The 13465-nt window shown below is 68.5% G+C and carries 18 protein-coding genes; 6 read left to right on the top strand and 12 right to left on the bottom strand.

What is annotated here, in order from left to right; all coding sequences use genetic code 11:
• Positions 1 to 6 precede the first annotated feature (6 nt).
• The 3 genes from H1Q64_RS14715 to H1Q64_RS14705 form a co-directional block, all read right to left on the bottom strand.
• The gene (locus H1Q64_RS14715) at positions 7 to 261 is read right to left on the bottom strand and encodes an exodeoxyribonuclease VII small subunit (RefSeq protein WP_237905925.1); all 255 of its coding nucleotides are present in this window, start codon (positions 259 to 261) and stop codon (positions 7 to 9) included.
• 171 nt (positions 262 to 432) lie between these two features.
• A complete protein-coding gene (locus H1Q64_RS14710; RefSeq protein ID WP_237905924.1) occupies positions 433 to 1362 on the bottom strand; it encodes a histone deacetylase family protein in 930 nt (309 codons plus the stop codon).
• A 168-nt stretch (positions 1363 to 1530) separates the two neighbouring features.
• Positions 1531 to 1758, bottom strand: coding sequence for a sulfurtransferase TusA family protein (locus H1Q64_RS14705; RefSeq protein ID WP_109469487.1), 228 nt, complete (start codon positions 1756 to 1758; stop codon positions 1531 to 1533).
• Between the two features lie 255 nt (positions 1759 to 2013).
• On the opposite strand from H1Q64_RS14705, the gene H1Q64_RS14700 reads away from it, so the two are divergent.
• Positions 2014 to 2373 (top strand): ArsR/SmtB family transcription factor, encoded by a 360-nt coding sequence (locus tag H1Q64_RS14700; RefSeq protein ID WP_237905923.1) that lies wholly within the window; start codon positions 2014 to 2016, stop codon positions 2371 to 2373.
• Positions 2374 to 2390: 17 nt separating this feature from the next.
• On the opposite strand, the gene H1Q64_RS14695 is transcribed toward H1Q64_RS14700, so the two are convergent.
• Positions 2391 to 2795, bottom strand: coding sequence for a DUF423 domain-containing protein (locus H1Q64_RS14695; protein WP_237905922.1), 405 nt, complete (start codon positions 2793 to 2795; stop codon positions 2391 to 2393).
• Positions 2796 to 2978: 183 nt separating this feature from the next.
• Between H1Q64_RS14695 and H1Q64_RS14690 the strand changes: the two genes are divergently transcribed.
• The gene (locus H1Q64_RS14690) at positions 2979 to 3533 is read left to right on the top strand and encodes a response regulator (RefSeq protein ID WP_237905921.1); all 555 of its coding nucleotides are present in this window, start codon (positions 2979 to 2981) and stop codon (positions 3531 to 3533) included.
• Here the strand turns inward: H1Q64_RS14690 and H1Q64_RS14685 are convergent.
• The 4 genes from H1Q64_RS14685 to petA form a co-directional block, all read right to left on the bottom strand.
• Positions 3508 to 4059: a DUF924 family protein gene (locus H1Q64_RS14685; RefSeq protein ID WP_237905920.1), complete on the bottom strand. Its 552-nt coding sequence runs from the start codon at positions 4057 to 4059 to the stop codon at positions 3508 to 3510. The two genes, H1Q64_RS14690 and H1Q64_RS14685, sit on opposite strands and share 26 nt — an antisense overlap.
• Before the next feature lie 119 nt (positions 4060 to 4178).
• Entirely contained in the window at positions 4179 to 4943 is a 765-nt protein-coding gene (locus H1Q64_RS14680; protein WP_145627345.1) for a cytochrome c1, read from the bottom strand.
• On the bottom strand, positions 4943 to 6211 hold the full coding sequence (locus H1Q64_RS14675; protein WP_119506531.1) for a cytochrome b: 1269 nt from the start codon (positions 6209 to 6211) through the stop codon (positions 4943 to 4945). The genes H1Q64_RS14680 and H1Q64_RS14675 overlap by 1 nt, the downstream gene beginning before the upstream one ends.
• Positions 6212 to 6240: 29 nt before the next feature.
• Positions 6241 to 6810 (bottom strand): ubiquinol-cytochrome c reductase iron-sulfur subunit, encoded by a 570-nt coding sequence (gene petA, locus H1Q64_RS14670; RefSeq protein WP_014198445.1) that lies wholly within the window; start codon positions 6808 to 6810, stop codon positions 6241 to 6243.
• Between the two features lie 256 nt (positions 6811 to 7066).
• Between petA and H1Q64_RS14665 the strand changes: the two genes are divergently transcribed.
• Complete coding sequence (locus H1Q64_RS14665) at positions 7067 to 7540, top strand: tRNA (cytidine(34)-2'-O)-methyltransferase (protein WP_237905919.1); 474 nt, start codon at positions 7067 to 7069, stop codon at positions 7538 to 7540.
• A 20-nt stretch (positions 7541 to 7560) separates the two neighbouring features.
• Complete coding sequence (hemF, locus tag H1Q64_RS14660; protein WP_237905918.1) at positions 7561 to 8448, top strand: oxygen-dependent coproporphyrinogen oxidase; 888 nt, start codon at positions 7561 to 7563, stop codon at positions 8446 to 8448.
• A 10-nt stretch (positions 8449 to 8458) separates the two neighbouring features.
• On the opposite strand, the gene H1Q64_RS14655 is transcribed toward hemF, so the two are convergent.
• Genes H1Q64_RS14655 through H1Q64_RS14640 form a run of 4 tightly spaced genes read right to left on the bottom strand, consistent with a single transcriptional unit; the run spans position 8459 to position 11279 of the window.
• The gene (locus H1Q64_RS14655; RefSeq protein ID WP_237905917.1) at positions 8459 to 9697 is read right to left on the bottom strand and encodes a CCA tRNA nucleotidyltransferase; all 1239 of its coding nucleotides are present in this window, start codon (positions 9695 to 9697) and stop codon (positions 8459 to 8461) included.
• Positions 9698 to 9722: 25 nt separating this feature from the next.
• Positions 9723 to 10013: a DUF6111 family protein gene (locus tag H1Q64_RS14650; protein WP_237905916.1), complete on the bottom strand. Its 291-nt coding sequence runs from the start codon at positions 10011 to 10013 to the stop codon at positions 9723 to 9725.
• A 13-nt stretch (positions 10014 to 10026) separates the two neighbouring features.
• Positions 10027 to 10743, bottom strand: a complete 717-nt coding sequence (locus tag H1Q64_RS14645) for a CoA pyrophosphatase (RefSeq protein WP_237905915.1) — start codon at positions 10741 to 10743, stop codon at positions 10027 to 10029.
• A complete protein-coding gene (locus tag H1Q64_RS14640; RefSeq protein ID WP_237905914.1) occupies positions 10695 to 11279 on the bottom strand; it encodes a DUF1285 domain-containing protein in 585 nt (194 codons plus the stop codon). Before H1Q64_RS14640 ends, H1Q64_RS14645 begins: the two co-directional genes overlap by 49 nt.
• Before the next feature lie 190 nt (positions 11280 to 11469).
• Between H1Q64_RS14640 and H1Q64_RS14635 the strand changes: the two genes are divergently transcribed.
• Both H1Q64_RS14635 and H1Q64_RS14630 read left to right on the top strand, forming a co-directional pair.
• Positions 11470 to 12513, top strand: coding sequence for an AAA family ATPase (locus tag H1Q64_RS14635; protein ID WP_376998767.1), 1044 nt, complete (start codon positions 11470 to 11472; stop codon positions 12511 to 12513).
• A 10-nt stretch (positions 12514 to 12523) separates the two neighbouring features.
• Positions 12524 to 13423, top strand: a complete 900-nt coding sequence (locus H1Q64_RS14630; protein WP_237905913.1) for a DUF58 domain-containing protein — start codon at positions 12524 to 12526, stop codon at positions 13421 to 13423.
• The last annotated feature ends 42 nt before the right edge of the window (positions 13424 to 13465 follow it).

Below are 13465 nucleotides of genomic sequence, written 5' to 3'. Positions count from 1 at the left end.
TGCACGTCAGTCGATCCGGGCGGGTTCGGTGCCGAGGGTGCCGTCGGCGGCAACGGTGATGCGGTCGATCTTGGCCTGGGCCTCCCGCAGCTTCGCCTCGCAATGCCGCTTCAGCGCGGTGCCGCGCTCGTAGGAGGAGATCGCGTCGTCAAGCTTGCCGCGCCCGTCTTCGAGCTGGCGCACGATGCGCTCCAGTTCGGACAGCGCGTCCTCGAAGCTGAGGGCGGCGATGTCGGGGGGTATGTTAGCAGCGTCAGCCATGATCCATCCGGCCAATGATCCATACGATGGGGTGCCCGCGATGGGACCGAAACCCGAAATTATGGCTCAGCCCCCAAATGCGCAAGGCCCGCGGCGGGCGTATTCCGCTCCCACCGCAGGCCTAGCCGGAAGAACCGACCTTGAAGAACCGGCCGGAAAGAACCGGAAGGCTCAGCAGTACATCAGTTCGCGCACATGCGCCGCGGTGGCCGAGGCCAGGGCGCGCAGATTGTAGCCGCCTTCCAGCACCGACACGATGCGCGCCCCGCAATGGGTGCGGGCCAGATCACCCAGCTTGCGCGTGGCCCAGGCGAAATCGTCGTCGGTCAGGTGCAGTCCGGCCAGCGGGTCGCGCGAATGGGCGTCGAATCCGGCGGAGATGATCAGCAGATCGGGTTTGAAATGATCGATGGCCGGCAGGATGATGTGGGTCATCGCGTGCCGGAACTCCGGCGAGCCGGACATGGCGGCGAGCGGCGCGTTGACGCAGTTGCCGTAGTCGCCCTTCTCCCCCGCGTCGCCCGTGCCGGGATAGAGCGGCGACTGGTGGGTGGAGCAATAGAGCAGGTCCGGGTCGCGCTGGAAGATGTCCTGCGTGCCGTTGCCGTGATGGACGTCGAAATCCATCACCGCCACCCGCTGCAGCCCATGCGCCGCCCGTGCGTGGTAGGCGCCGACCGCGGCGTTGTTGAACAGGCAGAAGCCCATGGCCTTTTCATGCTCGGCATGGTGCCCCGGCGGGCGCACGGCGCAGAAGGCGTTGCGCGAATGGCCCGACGCCACCGCGTCCACCGCAGCGACCACCGCCCCGGCGGCGCGTAGCGCGGCCTCGCCGGAGCCGGGGGACATCACCGTATCGGCGTCGATGCCGGCGTGCTCCTGCTCCGGCACCAGGGCCAGTATGCGTTCGACATGCTCCCGCGGGTGCGCCCGGGACAGTTGCTCGAGGGTGGCGAGCGGCGCCTCCTGCCGTTCGAGCATGTAGAATTCTTCGGTCTCAAGCGCCGCCAGCACCGCACGAAGCCGGTCGGCGCATTCCGGATGGCCCAGCCCTGTGTCGTGGTCCAGGCAGGCGGCGTGGGTGAACAGGGTGGTGAACATGCTTTTCTGTCTTTTTCGTTCGTGTTCGAGGCATTTCCCTGCACCCATTCTTCCCGGATCGCTAATGAAAGTACAGGATGATTGCGGGGCTTATCGTCACATCCCCCAACCGCCACCCCCACCCCCTTTGCGCGGCGGACGTGCAAGCCATCCCGTTTCGCGGCTCCGTCAGGCGCAGCGTTCGATCACGAAACGGTAGACGCCCCCCTCCTCCACGCTGGAGGCCAGCCGGTTGCCGGTGGCGTCGCAGAAGGCGGCGAAATCCTTGGGCGCGCTGGGGTCGGTCGCCTCGACGGTCAGCGTCGATCCGGGCGGCACCGTCTTCAGCGCCTTGCGCGCGCGCAGCACCGGCAGCGGGCATTGCAGCCCCTTGGCGTCGAGCGTCTGGTCGGCCATCGTTCCTTGCACTCCTTCGGGCACCGCCGCAACGATTCGAGGCGGCGAGTCTAGAACGGTGGCGCCCGCGCCTCAACCCGTTGAACAGTGGTTTCACGAACGGGGAACATTCTTTCGACTACGGGACATCCACGGGTAGACAGCGCGGTACACTCTTCCATATGATTGAACACGAACGATAAACGGCGGTGCTGCGGCGCAAGGGGTGGGCGCAACGGTTCGCTGTTGCTTGGCGCCGATGGAAACGGTCGTTTCATGAACATTGCCGATCTGCAGAGCAACGCACGGCGGGCCAGCACGCTGCTCAAAGCCATGAGCAACGAGCGCCGCCTGCTCATCCTGTGCTACCTGACCGAGGGTGAGAAGTCGGTCGGCGAGTTGGAGGAACTGGTCGACCTCAGCCAGTCGGCCCTGTCCCAGCATCTGGCCCGCCTGCGCCGCGACAAGCTGGTGCGGACGCGCCGTGCAGCCCAGAACATCTATTACTCGCTGAACGGGCACGAGGCGCAGACCATCATGGCGACGCTCCATGAATTGTTCTGTGCCCCTGTCAGCCGCAAGAAGGACGATGAGTCCCCCGCCTCCGCCGAAGAGCCCAGCAGCGCTTCGGCCTGAACGCGGCCCCTCTTGGCTCAAGCCTTTTCGAAGAAGCGACGCCCGAACAGAAGAACCGCCAGGGCCAGGACCAGCCAGCCCAGGATGAAGGCGCTGCCCCCGGTCGGGGCCGTCATGGCGAAGGAGAGCGGGCCGCTGGTCGCCGTGGCGTAAAGCGTCCCGCTGAAAAGCACAATTCCGGCCACGAACAGCCACCCCGACAAGCGCAGCGCCAAGCGCGCCGGGCCATCGGCGGTGCGCAGCAGAGCGACCAGGGCAATCAGGGCCAGGGCATGCCACATCTGGTACTGCCCGGCCAGCCGGAACAACTCCTGCCCCCGCGGGTCGCTGGCAAGCCCGTGGCTGGCATAGGCGCCCGCCCCCACCGCGACGGCGCCGTTGAGGGCCGCGAAGGCCACCCAGAGCCGATCGACCAATCCCATATGTCCTCTCCACGTTGGCGTTCCCGCATTCCGTCCATTGCGGGCGGCGGGAAAAGTTCGATCTCGTAACCAACTGGCCCACCCTTTGCTTGGCTGGGCAGGCCGGCCATCTTATCCCCTCGGGAAACCGAGAGTCTGCGGCGGTCCGGCGCAAATTGATTTGCAAAATGCCAAAGGCTCGTCGTGAACCACAACATTCTGCACCGACAGCCACATGACACCCTCCATATCGAACCGACGCCGCGCACGGCACCGGTTTCCTCCAGCGCGCCGCCATCGCCCCTGGAAGACCGGCTGATCGCCTGGGCTCTGGCGCGCGGTGGGCGTCTGCTGGTGGTCGACGACAGCCCGACCAACCGGCTGCTGACTGCGGCGCTGATGCGCAAGGTCGGCTTCACGGTCGACACCGCGGACGGCGGGGCGGAGGCCGTCGCCTCCGTCGCTGCGGCGCAGACGCCCTACGACGCCGTGCTGATGGACGTCGCCATGCCCGAGGTGGATGGAATCGCCGCGACCCGGGCCATCCGGGCAATGACCGGCCCGCGCGCCGCGGTTCCGATCATCGCGGTCACCGCACACGGCTTCGCCGAGGACCGCGACCGCTGCGTGTTCGCCGGAATGAACGACTATGTGCCCAAGCCGGTGCGGCGCCCCGAGCTTCTGGCCGCCCTGAAGCGTTGGCTGGAGCCCAGGATGCCGGAGGGCGAGACCGTCAGAAGGACGAACCCGGCTCCTTGAGGAACTCCGCCTCCTCCGGCGTCGTCTCGCGACTGAGGACCGCGTTGCGGTGGGGAAACCGCCCGAAGCGCGCGATGACCTTGCGGTGGCGTTCGGCGTAATCCACGACCTCCGGATCGCTGACCCGCTCCCGGAACAGGGTGCAGGACAGCTCCTGGCAGTCCATGTCCTCCTGATGCTCGAACGGCAGATAGAGGAAGATCCGCTCGTCCTCGCTGCATTCCAAGTCGTAGCCCTGCTCGACCACATGGCGCGCCACCGCCAGCGCCTTGCCGTCGGTCGCGAAGGCCCGCGGCGTGCCGCGGAAGACATTGCGCGGCACCTGATCCAGCAGGACGCAAAGCGCCAGACAGCCGTCCACATCCTCCAGCCAGTGATCGTACCGGCCCTCCGCCGCCGCCTCGTGATGGGGAAGCAGCGTGTCGCGCACCGTCCGGTCGAAACTGTCGGACCGGCGGAACCAATAGGGCTTCATCGCCTCGTCGAACCAGAAATCCACGATCTCGTCGATCAGCCTGTCGGTCATCTGCACCACCTTCGCCTGGGAATGGGGTCGTCGGTCAAAGAACAGGGGCCACAAAAGAACAGGGCGCCCGAAGGCGCCCTGTCCAGTCTTCAATCATCCACACCGGGCCGGGACACGGCTCAGTGCAGGGTGCTCCACAGCTTGCGCTTGGTGGCGTACATCAGGCCGGCCAGCACGATCAGGAACAGGATCACCTTCACGCCCATCTGCTTGCGCGCATCCATGTGCGGCTCGGCGATGAAGGTCAGGAAGGTGCTGATGTCGTGGGCCTGCTGCTGCACCGTCGCCGGGGTGCCGTCGGCGTAGGTCACGCCGTCCGGCATCAGGATGTTGGGCATGCCCACCTGATGGCCCGGGAAGTACTTGTTGTAGTTCATGCCCGGCATCAGGGTCACGCCTTCCGGCGGGTTCTCCTCGAAGCCGGTCAGGAAGGCGTAGAGATAGTCCTCGCCGCCGACGCGGGCCTTCGCCATCAGCGACAGGTCCGGCGGCAGGGCGCCGTTGTTGGCGGCGCGGGCGGCGTTGTCGTTGGGGAACGGCGACGGGAAGCGGTCGGCCGGGATGCCCGGACGCATGAACATCTCGCCCGCGTCGTTCGGACCGGCCTGGACCTCATAGCCGGCGGCGATCGCCTTCAGCTCGTCCTCGTTGAAGCCGATGCCGGCGAGCGTGCGGATCGGGACCAGCTTGGCCGAGTGGCAGGTCGCGCAGACTTCCTTGAAGATCTGGAAGCCGCGTTGCGCCGAGGCCTTGTCGATGGTGCCGAAGACGCCGCTGTGCGACCACTCCTGCTTGGGAATGTGCACCGCTTCCGACGCCTGCGCGGCGCCGGCCAGGCCCAGGGCGAAGGCCGCGGAGAGGATGGCAGACTTCAGAGAGCGCATTATGCCTTCTCCATGGGCTTGGCGTGGGCGCCGGCGGCAACGCGGCCACCGCCCTTCAGAACCGGTTCGCAGATGCTGGCGGGGAGCGGCAGCGGACGCTCCAGCTTGCCCAGCAGCGGCAGCAGGATCAGGAAGTGGAAGAAGTAGTAGGCCGTGCCGATGCGGGCGACCAGCAGCCACACGCCTTCCGCGGGCATCGCGCCGGCGTAGCCCAGGACCAGGGCGTCGATGGCGAGGATCCAGAAGAACTGGCGGTAGATCGGACGGAACTTGCAGCTGCGCACCTTGGAGGTGTCGAGCCACGGCAGGGCCGCCAGCACCGCGATGGCGCCGAACATGGCGAGCACGCCGCCCAGCTTGTCCGGGATGGCGCGCAGGATCGCGTAGAACGGCAGGAAGTACCATTCCGGAACGATGTGCGCCGGCGTGACCAGCGGGTTGGCCGGGATGTAGTTGTCCGGGTGGCCGAGGTAATTCGGGGCGAAGAAGACAAAGGCCGCGTAGAAGATCAGGAACACGACGACCGCGAAGCCGTCCTTGACCGTGACGTACGGGTTGAACGGCACGGTGTCCTGCGGGCCCTTGGCGTCGATGCCCAGCGGGTTGTTGGAGCCGGAGACGTGCAGGGCGGCGGTGTGGAGAACGACCAGGCCCAGCAGCACGAACGGCAGCAGGAAATGCAGCGCGAAGAAGCGGTTCAGCGTCGGGTTGTCGACCGAGAAGCCGCCCCACAGCCAGGTCACGATCGGGTCGCCGACCAGCGGGAAGGCCGAGAACAGGTTCGTGATGACGGTGGCGCCCCAGAAGCTCATCTGGCCCCACGGCAGCACGTAGCCCATGAAGGCGGTCGCCATCATGGCCAGCAGGATGAACACGCCGAGGATCCACAGGATCTCGCGCGGCGCCTTGTAGGAACCGTAGTAGAGACCGCGGAACATGTGGATGTAGACGGCGATGAAGAACATCGACGCGCCGTTGGCGTGGACGTAGCGCAGCAGCCAGCCGTAGTTGACGTCGCGCATGATGCGCTCCACCGACTCGAAGGCGATGTGCGTGTTGGCCGCATACTGCATCGCCAGCACGAGGCCGGTGGCGATCATGATGACCAGCATGATGCCGGCGATGGCACCGAACGCCCACAGATAGTTGACGTTCCGGGGCATCGGATACTGGTTGTACTCATGGTCCAGCATCGTGAAGATCGGCAGGCGGCTGTCGATCCACTTCACGACGGGATTCTTGAACTGGGGGGCGTGAGCCTGAGCCATCTTGGGGTCTCCAGAACCTTAAGGGCCGCTTAGCCGAGCCGGACCGCGGTGTCGCTCGTGAAAGCGTACTGCGGAACGACGAGGTTGGCCGGGGCGGGACCCTTGCGGATGCGCCCTGCGGTGTCGTAGTGCGAGCCGTGGCACGGGCAGAACCAGCCGTCGTAGTCGCCACGCGGATCGGTCGGCTTCTGCCCCAGCGGCACGCAGCCCAAGTGCGTACAGATGCCGACGACGATCAGCCATTCCGGCTTCTTGACGCGGGCGTCGTCGGCGGCCGGGTCGCGCAGCTCGCCGAGGTTGACGGTGCGGGCCTCCTCGATCTCCTTCGCCGTGCGGTGGCGGACGAAGACCGGCTTGCCGCGCCAGGTGACGGTGATCGCCTGGCCTTCCTGGACCGGGGCCAGATCCACGTCGATCGAAGCCAGCGCGAGGGTGTCGGCGGCCGGGTTCATGCTGTCGATGAACGGCCACACGGCCGACGCGACACCAATGGCACCCACGGCCCCGGTGGCGAGGTAGAGAAAATCACGGCGGGAAGCCCCCTCGCCGCCGGGGGCCGCGTGGCCACCCGTCCCGGGCGGATGCGTGGTCTGAGCCATAAGCGTTAATCTCCTCAAGGCATACGCGGCGCGCCGAAGCGCCCTATGACACGTGGACCAGTGTTTATCACGACTTGACGGGCATGTCCGCTCACTGGGTGGGTGGGTGCGCGCCGCGTCGACCGGGGTTGTATCTCCCGGGTATCCGGGGTGCGGTATACAGTCGCGGCAACGCCTTGAAAAGGTTTTGTCATCGGGACAACTTGTCGCGCTTTGCAGTGCACCATTAGACATCGCTGAACCAAAAGGGAATTTCATGCGCCTCGTTCTCTTCGAACCGGACATTCCCCAGAACGCCGGGACTCTGATGCGTCTGGCGGCGGGACTCGGGGTGCCGCTGGACCTGATCGAGCCCTGCGGCTTCGTTCTGGACGACCGCAAGCTGCGCCGGGCCGGGATGGACTACATCGACCAGCTTTCCCTAGTCCGGCACAGCTCCTGGGCCGCCTACCGGGCGTTGCCGCAGGCCGGGCGGCTGGTCCTGCTGACCACGCGCGGCGCCGTTCCCTACACGGAGTTCGCCTTCGCGCAGGACGACCGCATCATGGTCGGGCGCGAGAGCGCCGGGGTGCCCGACGACGTGCACGGGGCCGCCGACGCCCGGCTGGTCATTCCCTTGAAGCCGCCCGCCCGGTCGCTGAATGTTGCGCTGAGTGCCGCGATGGTGTTGGGTGAGGCCCTGCGGCAGACGGCCGCATTGCCGAGCCCCTCGCCCCTTCCTTTGCCCTGACCGACGCCGGACTCCCGCCCATGACCACCTCCCCCAACGACGCCATGGACATCAAAGCCGCCCGTCAGGCCCGGGCCAGCGCCTGGTTCGCCGAGCTGCGCGACCGCATCTGCGCCGAGTTCGAACGGATCGAGGACGAGCTGACCGGCACCCACTCCGACCTGCCGCCGGGCCGCTTCGAGCGCAAGAACTGGCACCGCCCCGACCATGGCGGCGGCGAGGGCGGCGGCGGCGTGATGTCGGTGATGCGGGGCCGCGTGTTCGAGAAGGTGGGGGTCAACGTCTCCACGGTGCACGGCACCTTCAGCCCGGAATTCCGCGCCAACATTCCCGGCGCCGCGGAGGACGGGCGGTTCTGGGCGTCGGGGATCAGCCTCGTCGCGCACATGCGTTCGCCGCTCGTGCCGGCCACCCACATGAACACGCGCCACATCGTGACCAGCATCGGCTGGTTCGGCGGCGGCGCGGACCTGACCCCGATGGTGCCTGACGAGCAGGACACCGCTGATTTCCACGCCGCCTTCCGCGGCGCCTGCGACCGCCACGACCCGACCTGCTACGCGCGTTACAAAGAGTGGTGCGACCGCTACTTCTTCCTGCCGCACAGGGGCGAGGCGCGCGGCGTCGGCGGCATCTTCTACGACAACCTGGATTCCGGGAACTGGGAGGCCGACTTCGCCTTCACCCGCGACGTGGGCTTGGCCTTCCTGGAGGTCTTCCCCGCCCTGGTCCGCCGCCACATGAACCGGCCCTGGACCCCGGAGCAGCGCGAGCACCAGCTGATCCGCCGCGGCCGCTACGTCGAGTTCAACCTGCTCTACGACCGCGGGACGACCTTCGGCCTGAAGACCGGCGGCAACACCGAGGCCATCCTGATGAGCATGCCGCCCGAGGTGAAGTGGCCGTAACGGCGGCGCTTCACCCCAGACGCCGCCTCGCCTCCGCCAGACATTCCTCCCGTCCCGGCCGGAAGTCCTCGGCGATCCACCACGCCTCGACCTGCTTCAGCAACGCGCCCACCGCCGGGCCGCGCAGCATCCCCATGGCCAGCAGGTCGCGCCCGGCGATGGGAAGGACCAGGGACGGCAGGTCCTCGGCGGTCGCCAGCGCCGCCTTCACGGCGTCGAGCGCCATCGGGCCGGGGGCGTCCACCGCCGCCAGAAGCACGAGGTCGCGGTACAGCCCGGCGTCGCCCAGCCGATAGAGCGCCTGCCGCCGCTTCACCGGACCGTCGGACGGCGACACGGCCATCGGCGGCTCGGCCAGGGCGGCGAGCCGGTCGCGGTCGGCGTTGGACAGGCGCAGCGTCTGGGCGACGGTCAGCGCCCCCGCCCGGTCGGTGCCCAGCACGGCGGCGAAGCGGCGCACTGCGTCGGGCGGCTCGTCCAGGTCATGCTCCAGCCGGACCAGGCCGTCCAGCCGAGCGGTGCGGACGTCATCGGGCAGCAGATGCGCCATCACGCCGAGCCGGATCATCAACGCCCAAGCCGACGCCGGGTCGGGCGCCGCCAGCAGGCGGGACAGTTCGCCCCGCACCCGTTCCCCGGACAAAGTGGGCAGGCGGGGGGCCATCTCGGCGCAGGCGGCCAGCGCCGCCGCGTCCGGCACGCCGCGCCCGTAATGGGCATGGAAACGGAAGAAGCGCAGCAGGCGCAGCACATCCTCCTCAATGCGCTGGCGCGGGTCGCCGACGAAGCGCACCCGCCCGGCGGCCATGTCCGCCAGCCCGCCGAAGGGGTCATAGACGCAGCCGTCCAGCGTGCAGCTCAGCGCGTTCATGGTCAGATCGCGCCGGGCGGCGTCCTCCCGCCAGTCGTCGGTGAACTCCACGCGGGCGTGGCGCCCGAATGTCTCGACATCACGGCGCAGCGTGGTGATCTCGTAATGAGCCTTCCCCACCACGGCGGTGATGGTGCCATGCTCGATCCCGGTGGGGATGGCGCCGATGCCCGCGGCCTTCAGCAATTCCATCACCCGCTCCGGCGGGGCATGGGTGGCGATGTCGATGTCCTTGACCTTGCGGCCCAGCCACGCGTCGCGCACGCAGCCGCCGACGAAGCGCGCGTCCGCCCCTCCGGCGGCGAGGGCGTCGAACACGGCGCGCGTCTCGGGCGCGGTCATCCAGGGCTGGGGGGCGATACGGGCGTTGACGGTCATGGCGGCAAGCTAGCCCGCGGAACGCTCAATTGCCAGAAGGCCCGCCGCCGACCACCCGCCCGTCTTCGACATGGGCCGGGGTGTAGGGCGTGTGCGGCGCCACCCCGCTGGTCAGGGCGACGGAGCCCAAAGTCACCGCCATCGCCGCCACCCCGGCGAAGACCAGCCAGGGCCAAGGCGCGGTCACCCACCAGGGGGCCGGGCGGTGCTCCTCCTCCGCCTCGCGGCGGCGGCGCTCGACCACCAGCACATACAGGGCATAGCCGACCGTGGGCAGGACCAGAGGCAGGATGACCGTCAGGAAAATCCGCAGCACCGTACCGCCCGCCTTACGATGATCCGCCGGCGGGCACGTCGCCCAGGCGATCGGTTCCCAAGCCGTCGCACCCCAGCCCCTCGGCGCGCAGGACGTCGCAGAGATTCACCAGCATCCCCGCCGTCGCCCCCCAGATGAAGCGCTGCTGGTAGGGGAAGGCGTAGAAATAGCGCTGGGCGCCCTGGAACTCGCGGCTGTGGCGCTGCGGGTTGGTCGGGTCGAGGATGGCGGCCAGCGGCACCTCGAACACCTCGGCTACCTCGGTCGGGTCGGGAGTCACCTGGAAGGGCGGGCGCACCAGCCCGACCACCGGAATCACCCGGAAACCGGTGCGCGTCACGTAGGTGTCGAGCCGCCCCAGCACCTCGATGCGGTCGCGTCCCAGCCCGATCTCCTCCTCGGTCTCGCGCAGGGCGGTGTCTTCCGGGTCGCGGTCGTCGCTTTCCATCCGCCCGCCAGGAAAGCTGATCTGCCCGGCATGGGCGGTCAGGTTGGCCGTGCGCTGGGTGAAGATGACCGTCAACTCCTCCGGACGGTCGACCAGCGGCACCAGGACGGCCGCCTCCCGCAGCTTGCCCTGGGAGGGCTCGAAACCGGGATTCAGATCGTGGTCGCCGCGCACCTTCATGGGGCGCAGGCCGGCGGCGCTTCCCGGAAAGCGCTTGCGGATCTCGTCGAGACTCACCCGCCAGGCAGCCTGCCCATCGCGAAGAAGACCTTCTTGCTCCATACCCCCACCTCAGCCTCACCATCATGGCTGCGCGTGTCGGCCCGGTCCACCATTTCGTAGTAGACCGGCCGGAGAATTCGCGCTTCGAGCCCGTTTCTTATGAGGATATAGGGCGTCGGTTCGCCATTTTCAGGATTGTGGATGACCCTGATCGGATGATCCGGCCCGCATTCGACCCATTCGTCTAAATTTGTACGGAAAGATAGGACCTGTTCATCTCCACTTCCGCTTGCAGCCATTTCCACGGCGACGAACGGCGTGTCCTCGACCACGATCCGCCCGCGCTCGACCGGGGTGACCAGCCAGAAATCGCCCGCCTCGTCGCGCCGCAGGACGGTGGCGAACAGCTTGACCAGCTCGATCCGCCGGATCGGGTCGCCCTCGTGGAACCAAGTACCGTCGCGGGCGATGCGGATGTCGAACCGCTGCTCCCTTGCGGTAAGGGGCAGAGAGGGAGGCAGGCTTTCGCCGCTCTCTCCGCCTGAGCGCGTTTCATTTGGGCGCTTGTCATTCGCCCCGTCATTGCCGACCTTCATCGCTAGCCTTCTCGTGTTTTTCGGGCCTGAGGGGCACAGAGGGAACTGGCCGCGCAACGTAATTTCGCCATACTCGTCACATAGGTCCGGACTGGCGGATTTGCCACGATGGCCGTTTCGACCCCAGCGGTCATGATTGAGCGGTCATGATCGCCCACCAGAGTGCATGGTCTTAAACGGGAGCAGAGACGTGAGCGCAACCGACGCCGTCAATCCGGGGGCCAATCCGGGCCAGAACTTTCCCGCCGGCGAGAACCCGCACCAGCTCATGGCGGAGATCGAGGCGCTGGGCGGCCGGCTGACCCATGTCCGCGACCGCATCGGCCGGATCATCTTCGGCCAGCAGGAGGTCATCGACCTCACGCTGATCACGCTCCTGGCCGGCGGCCACGTGCTGCTGATCGGCGTGCCGGGCCTCGCCAAGACGCGGCTGGTCGAGACGCTGGGCACCGTGCTGGGCCTCGCGGAGAAGCGCATCCAGTGCACGCCCGACCTGATGCCCGCCGACATCCTGGGGTCGGAGGTGCTGGAGGAGAACGAGCAGGGCCGCCGCTCCTTCCGCTTCATTCCCGGGCCGGTGTTCAGCCAGCTGCTGATGGCCGACGAGATCAACCGCGCCAGCCCGCGCACCCAGTCCGCCCTGCTCCAGGCGATGCAGGAGCGGCGCGTGTCGGTCGCCGGCCACTACCACGCCCTGCCCCAGCCCTTCCACGTCCTGGCCACCCAAAACCCGCTGGAGCAGGAAGGCACCTACCCGCTGCCGGAAGCCCAGCTCGACCGCTTCCTGATGCAGATCGACGTCGATTACCCCGACCGCGACGCCGAGCGGCGGATGATGATCGCCACCACCGGCTCACTGGACGAGCAGGCGGTGACGGTGCTCTCCCCCGCCGACCTCCAGGTGGCGCAACGGCTGGTCCGCCGCGTGCCGGTCAGCGAGGGGGTGGTCGACGGCATCCTCGACCTCGTGCGGCGGGGCCGTCCGGAGGCGACCGACCTGCCGGAGGTGCAGCGCCACGTCGCCTGGGGTCCCGGTCCGCGCGCCAGCCAGGCGCTGATGCTCGCCGCCCGCGCCCGCGCGGTGCTGGACGGGCGGCTGGCGCCCTCGCTGGACGACGTGGTGGCCCTGGCGAAGCCCGTGCTGCGCCACCGCATGGCGCTGAACTTCGCGGCTCGGGCGGACGGGATCACGCTGGACGACATCATCAACCGCCTCTGCGCCCCGTTGTCGTAAGGACCCGCCGATGGCCTCCCCCACCCTCGGCGCCACCACCCTGCGGGCGCAGCAGCGCGCGGAGGGGCTGGCCGCCACCCTGCCGCCGCTTCTGGTCGCGGCGGAGCGCGTCGCCTCCACGGTGGCGCAGGGCGTGCACGGACGGCGCCGCGTCGGGCTGGGCGAGACCTTCTGGCAGTTCCGCCGCTACCAGCCCGGCGACTCGCCGCAGATGATCGACTGGCGGCAGTCCGGCAAGACCCAGCCCGTCTATGTGCGCGAGAACGAGTGGGAGGCCGCCCAGACCGTCTGGCTGTGGCGCGACCGCTCGCCCTCCATGGACTACCGCTCGGTCAACGGACTGCCGACCAAGCGGGAGCGCGCCGACCTGCTGACCCTCGCCGCCGCGGTTCTGCTGGTACGCGGCGGCGAGCGGGTGGGCCTGCTGAACTCCGGCCAGCGCCCGCACCACGGCAAGTTCGCCCTGAACCGCATGGCCGGGCAGATGACCGACCCCCGCAACGCCCAGTCCCCCGACGCGCTTCCGCAGCCGGAGCCGCTGCCCCGCCACGCCCAGGTGGTCCTGGTCGGCGACCTGCTGTCGCCGCTTCCGGAGATCCACGCCACCGTGTCGGCGCTCACCGGGCGCGGCGTGCGTGGCCATCTCTTGCAGATCCTCGACCCGGCGGAGGAGACCCTGCCCTACGAGGGCCGCGTCGAGTTCGAAGGCTTCGAAGGCGAGGAGGAATTGCTGGTGCCGCGGGTCGAGGCGGTGCGCGAGACCTACCTGGAGCGGCTGCGCGCCCACCAGGACGGCTTGGACGCGCTGGCCCGCACCGCCGGCTGGACCTACGCCGTCCATCGCACCGACCGGCCGCCCCAGACCGCCCTGCTCGGGCTGTGGGGCGCCCTGGCGCGCGAGGCGGTTTAGGTGGGGCGGCGCCTTGCCCCCACCCTCCCGCTTCGCGGGTCC

The organism is Azospirillum brasilense, from assembly GCF_022023855.1.
Taxonomy (GTDB): domain Bacteria; phylum Pseudomonadota; class Alphaproteobacteria; order Azospirillales; family Azospirillaceae; genus Azospirillum; species Azospirillum brasilense_F.
This window is presented reverse-complemented; position numbering and strand designations above follow the sequence as displayed.

Coding starts and splice junctions, on each gene's coding strand:
- H1Q64_RS14715 (WP_237905925.1), bottom strand. CDS start 261: ATGGCTGACGCTGCTAACATACCCCCCGACATCGCCGCCCTCAGCTTC.
- H1Q64_RS14710 (WP_237905924.1), bottom strand. CDS start 1,362: ATGTTCACCACCCTGTTCACCCACGCCGCCTGCCTGGACCACGACACA.
- H1Q64_RS14705 (WP_109469487.1), bottom strand. CDS start 1,758: ATGGCCGACCAGACGCTCGACGCCAAGGGGCTGCAATGCCCGCTGCCG.
- H1Q64_RS14700 (WP_237905923.1), top strand. CDS start 2,014: ATGAACATTGCCGATCTGCAGAGCAACGCACGGCGGGCCAGCACGCTG.
- H1Q64_RS14695 (WP_237905922.1), bottom strand. CDS start 2,795: ATGGGATTGGTCGATCGGCTCTGGGTGGCCTTCGCGGCCCTCAACGGC.
- H1Q64_RS14685 (WP_237905920.1), bottom strand. CDS start 4,059: ATGACCGACAGGCTGATCGACGAGATCGTGGATTTCTGGTTCGACGAG.
- H1Q64_RS14680 (WP_145627345.1), bottom strand. CDS start 4,943: ATGCGCTCTCTGAAGTCTGCCATCCTCTCCGCGGCCTTCGCCCTGGGC.
- H1Q64_RS14675 (WP_119506531.1), bottom strand. CDS start 6,211: ATGGCTCAGGCTCACGCCCCCCAGTTCAAGAATCCCGTCGTGAAGTGG.
- petA (WP_014198445.1), bottom strand. CDS start 6,810: ATGGCTCAGACCACGCATCCGCCCGGGACGGGTGGCCACGCGGCCCCC.
- H1Q64_RS14665 (WP_237905919.1), top strand. CDS start 7,067: ATGCGCCTCGTTCTCTTCGAACCGGACATTCCCCAGAACGCCGGGACT.
- hemF (WP_237905918.1), top strand. CDS start 7,561: ATGACCACCTCCCCCAACGACGCCATGGACATCAAAGCCGCCCGTCAG.
- H1Q64_RS14655 (WP_237905917.1), bottom strand. CDS start 9,697: ATGACCGTCAACGCCCGTATCGCCCCCCAGCCCTGGATGACCGCGCCC.
- H1Q64_RS14645 (WP_237905915.1), bottom strand. CDS start 10,743: ATGGAGCAAGAAGGTCTTCTTCGCGATGGGCAGGCTGCCTGGCGGGTG.
- H1Q64_RS14640 (WP_237905914.1), bottom strand. CDS start 11,279: ATGAAGGTCGGCAATGACGGGGCGAATGACAAGCGCCCAAATGAAACG.
- H1Q64_RS14630 (WP_237905913.1), top strand. CDS start 12,524: ATGGCCTCCCCCACCCTCGGCGCCACCACCCTGCGGGCGCAGCAGCGC.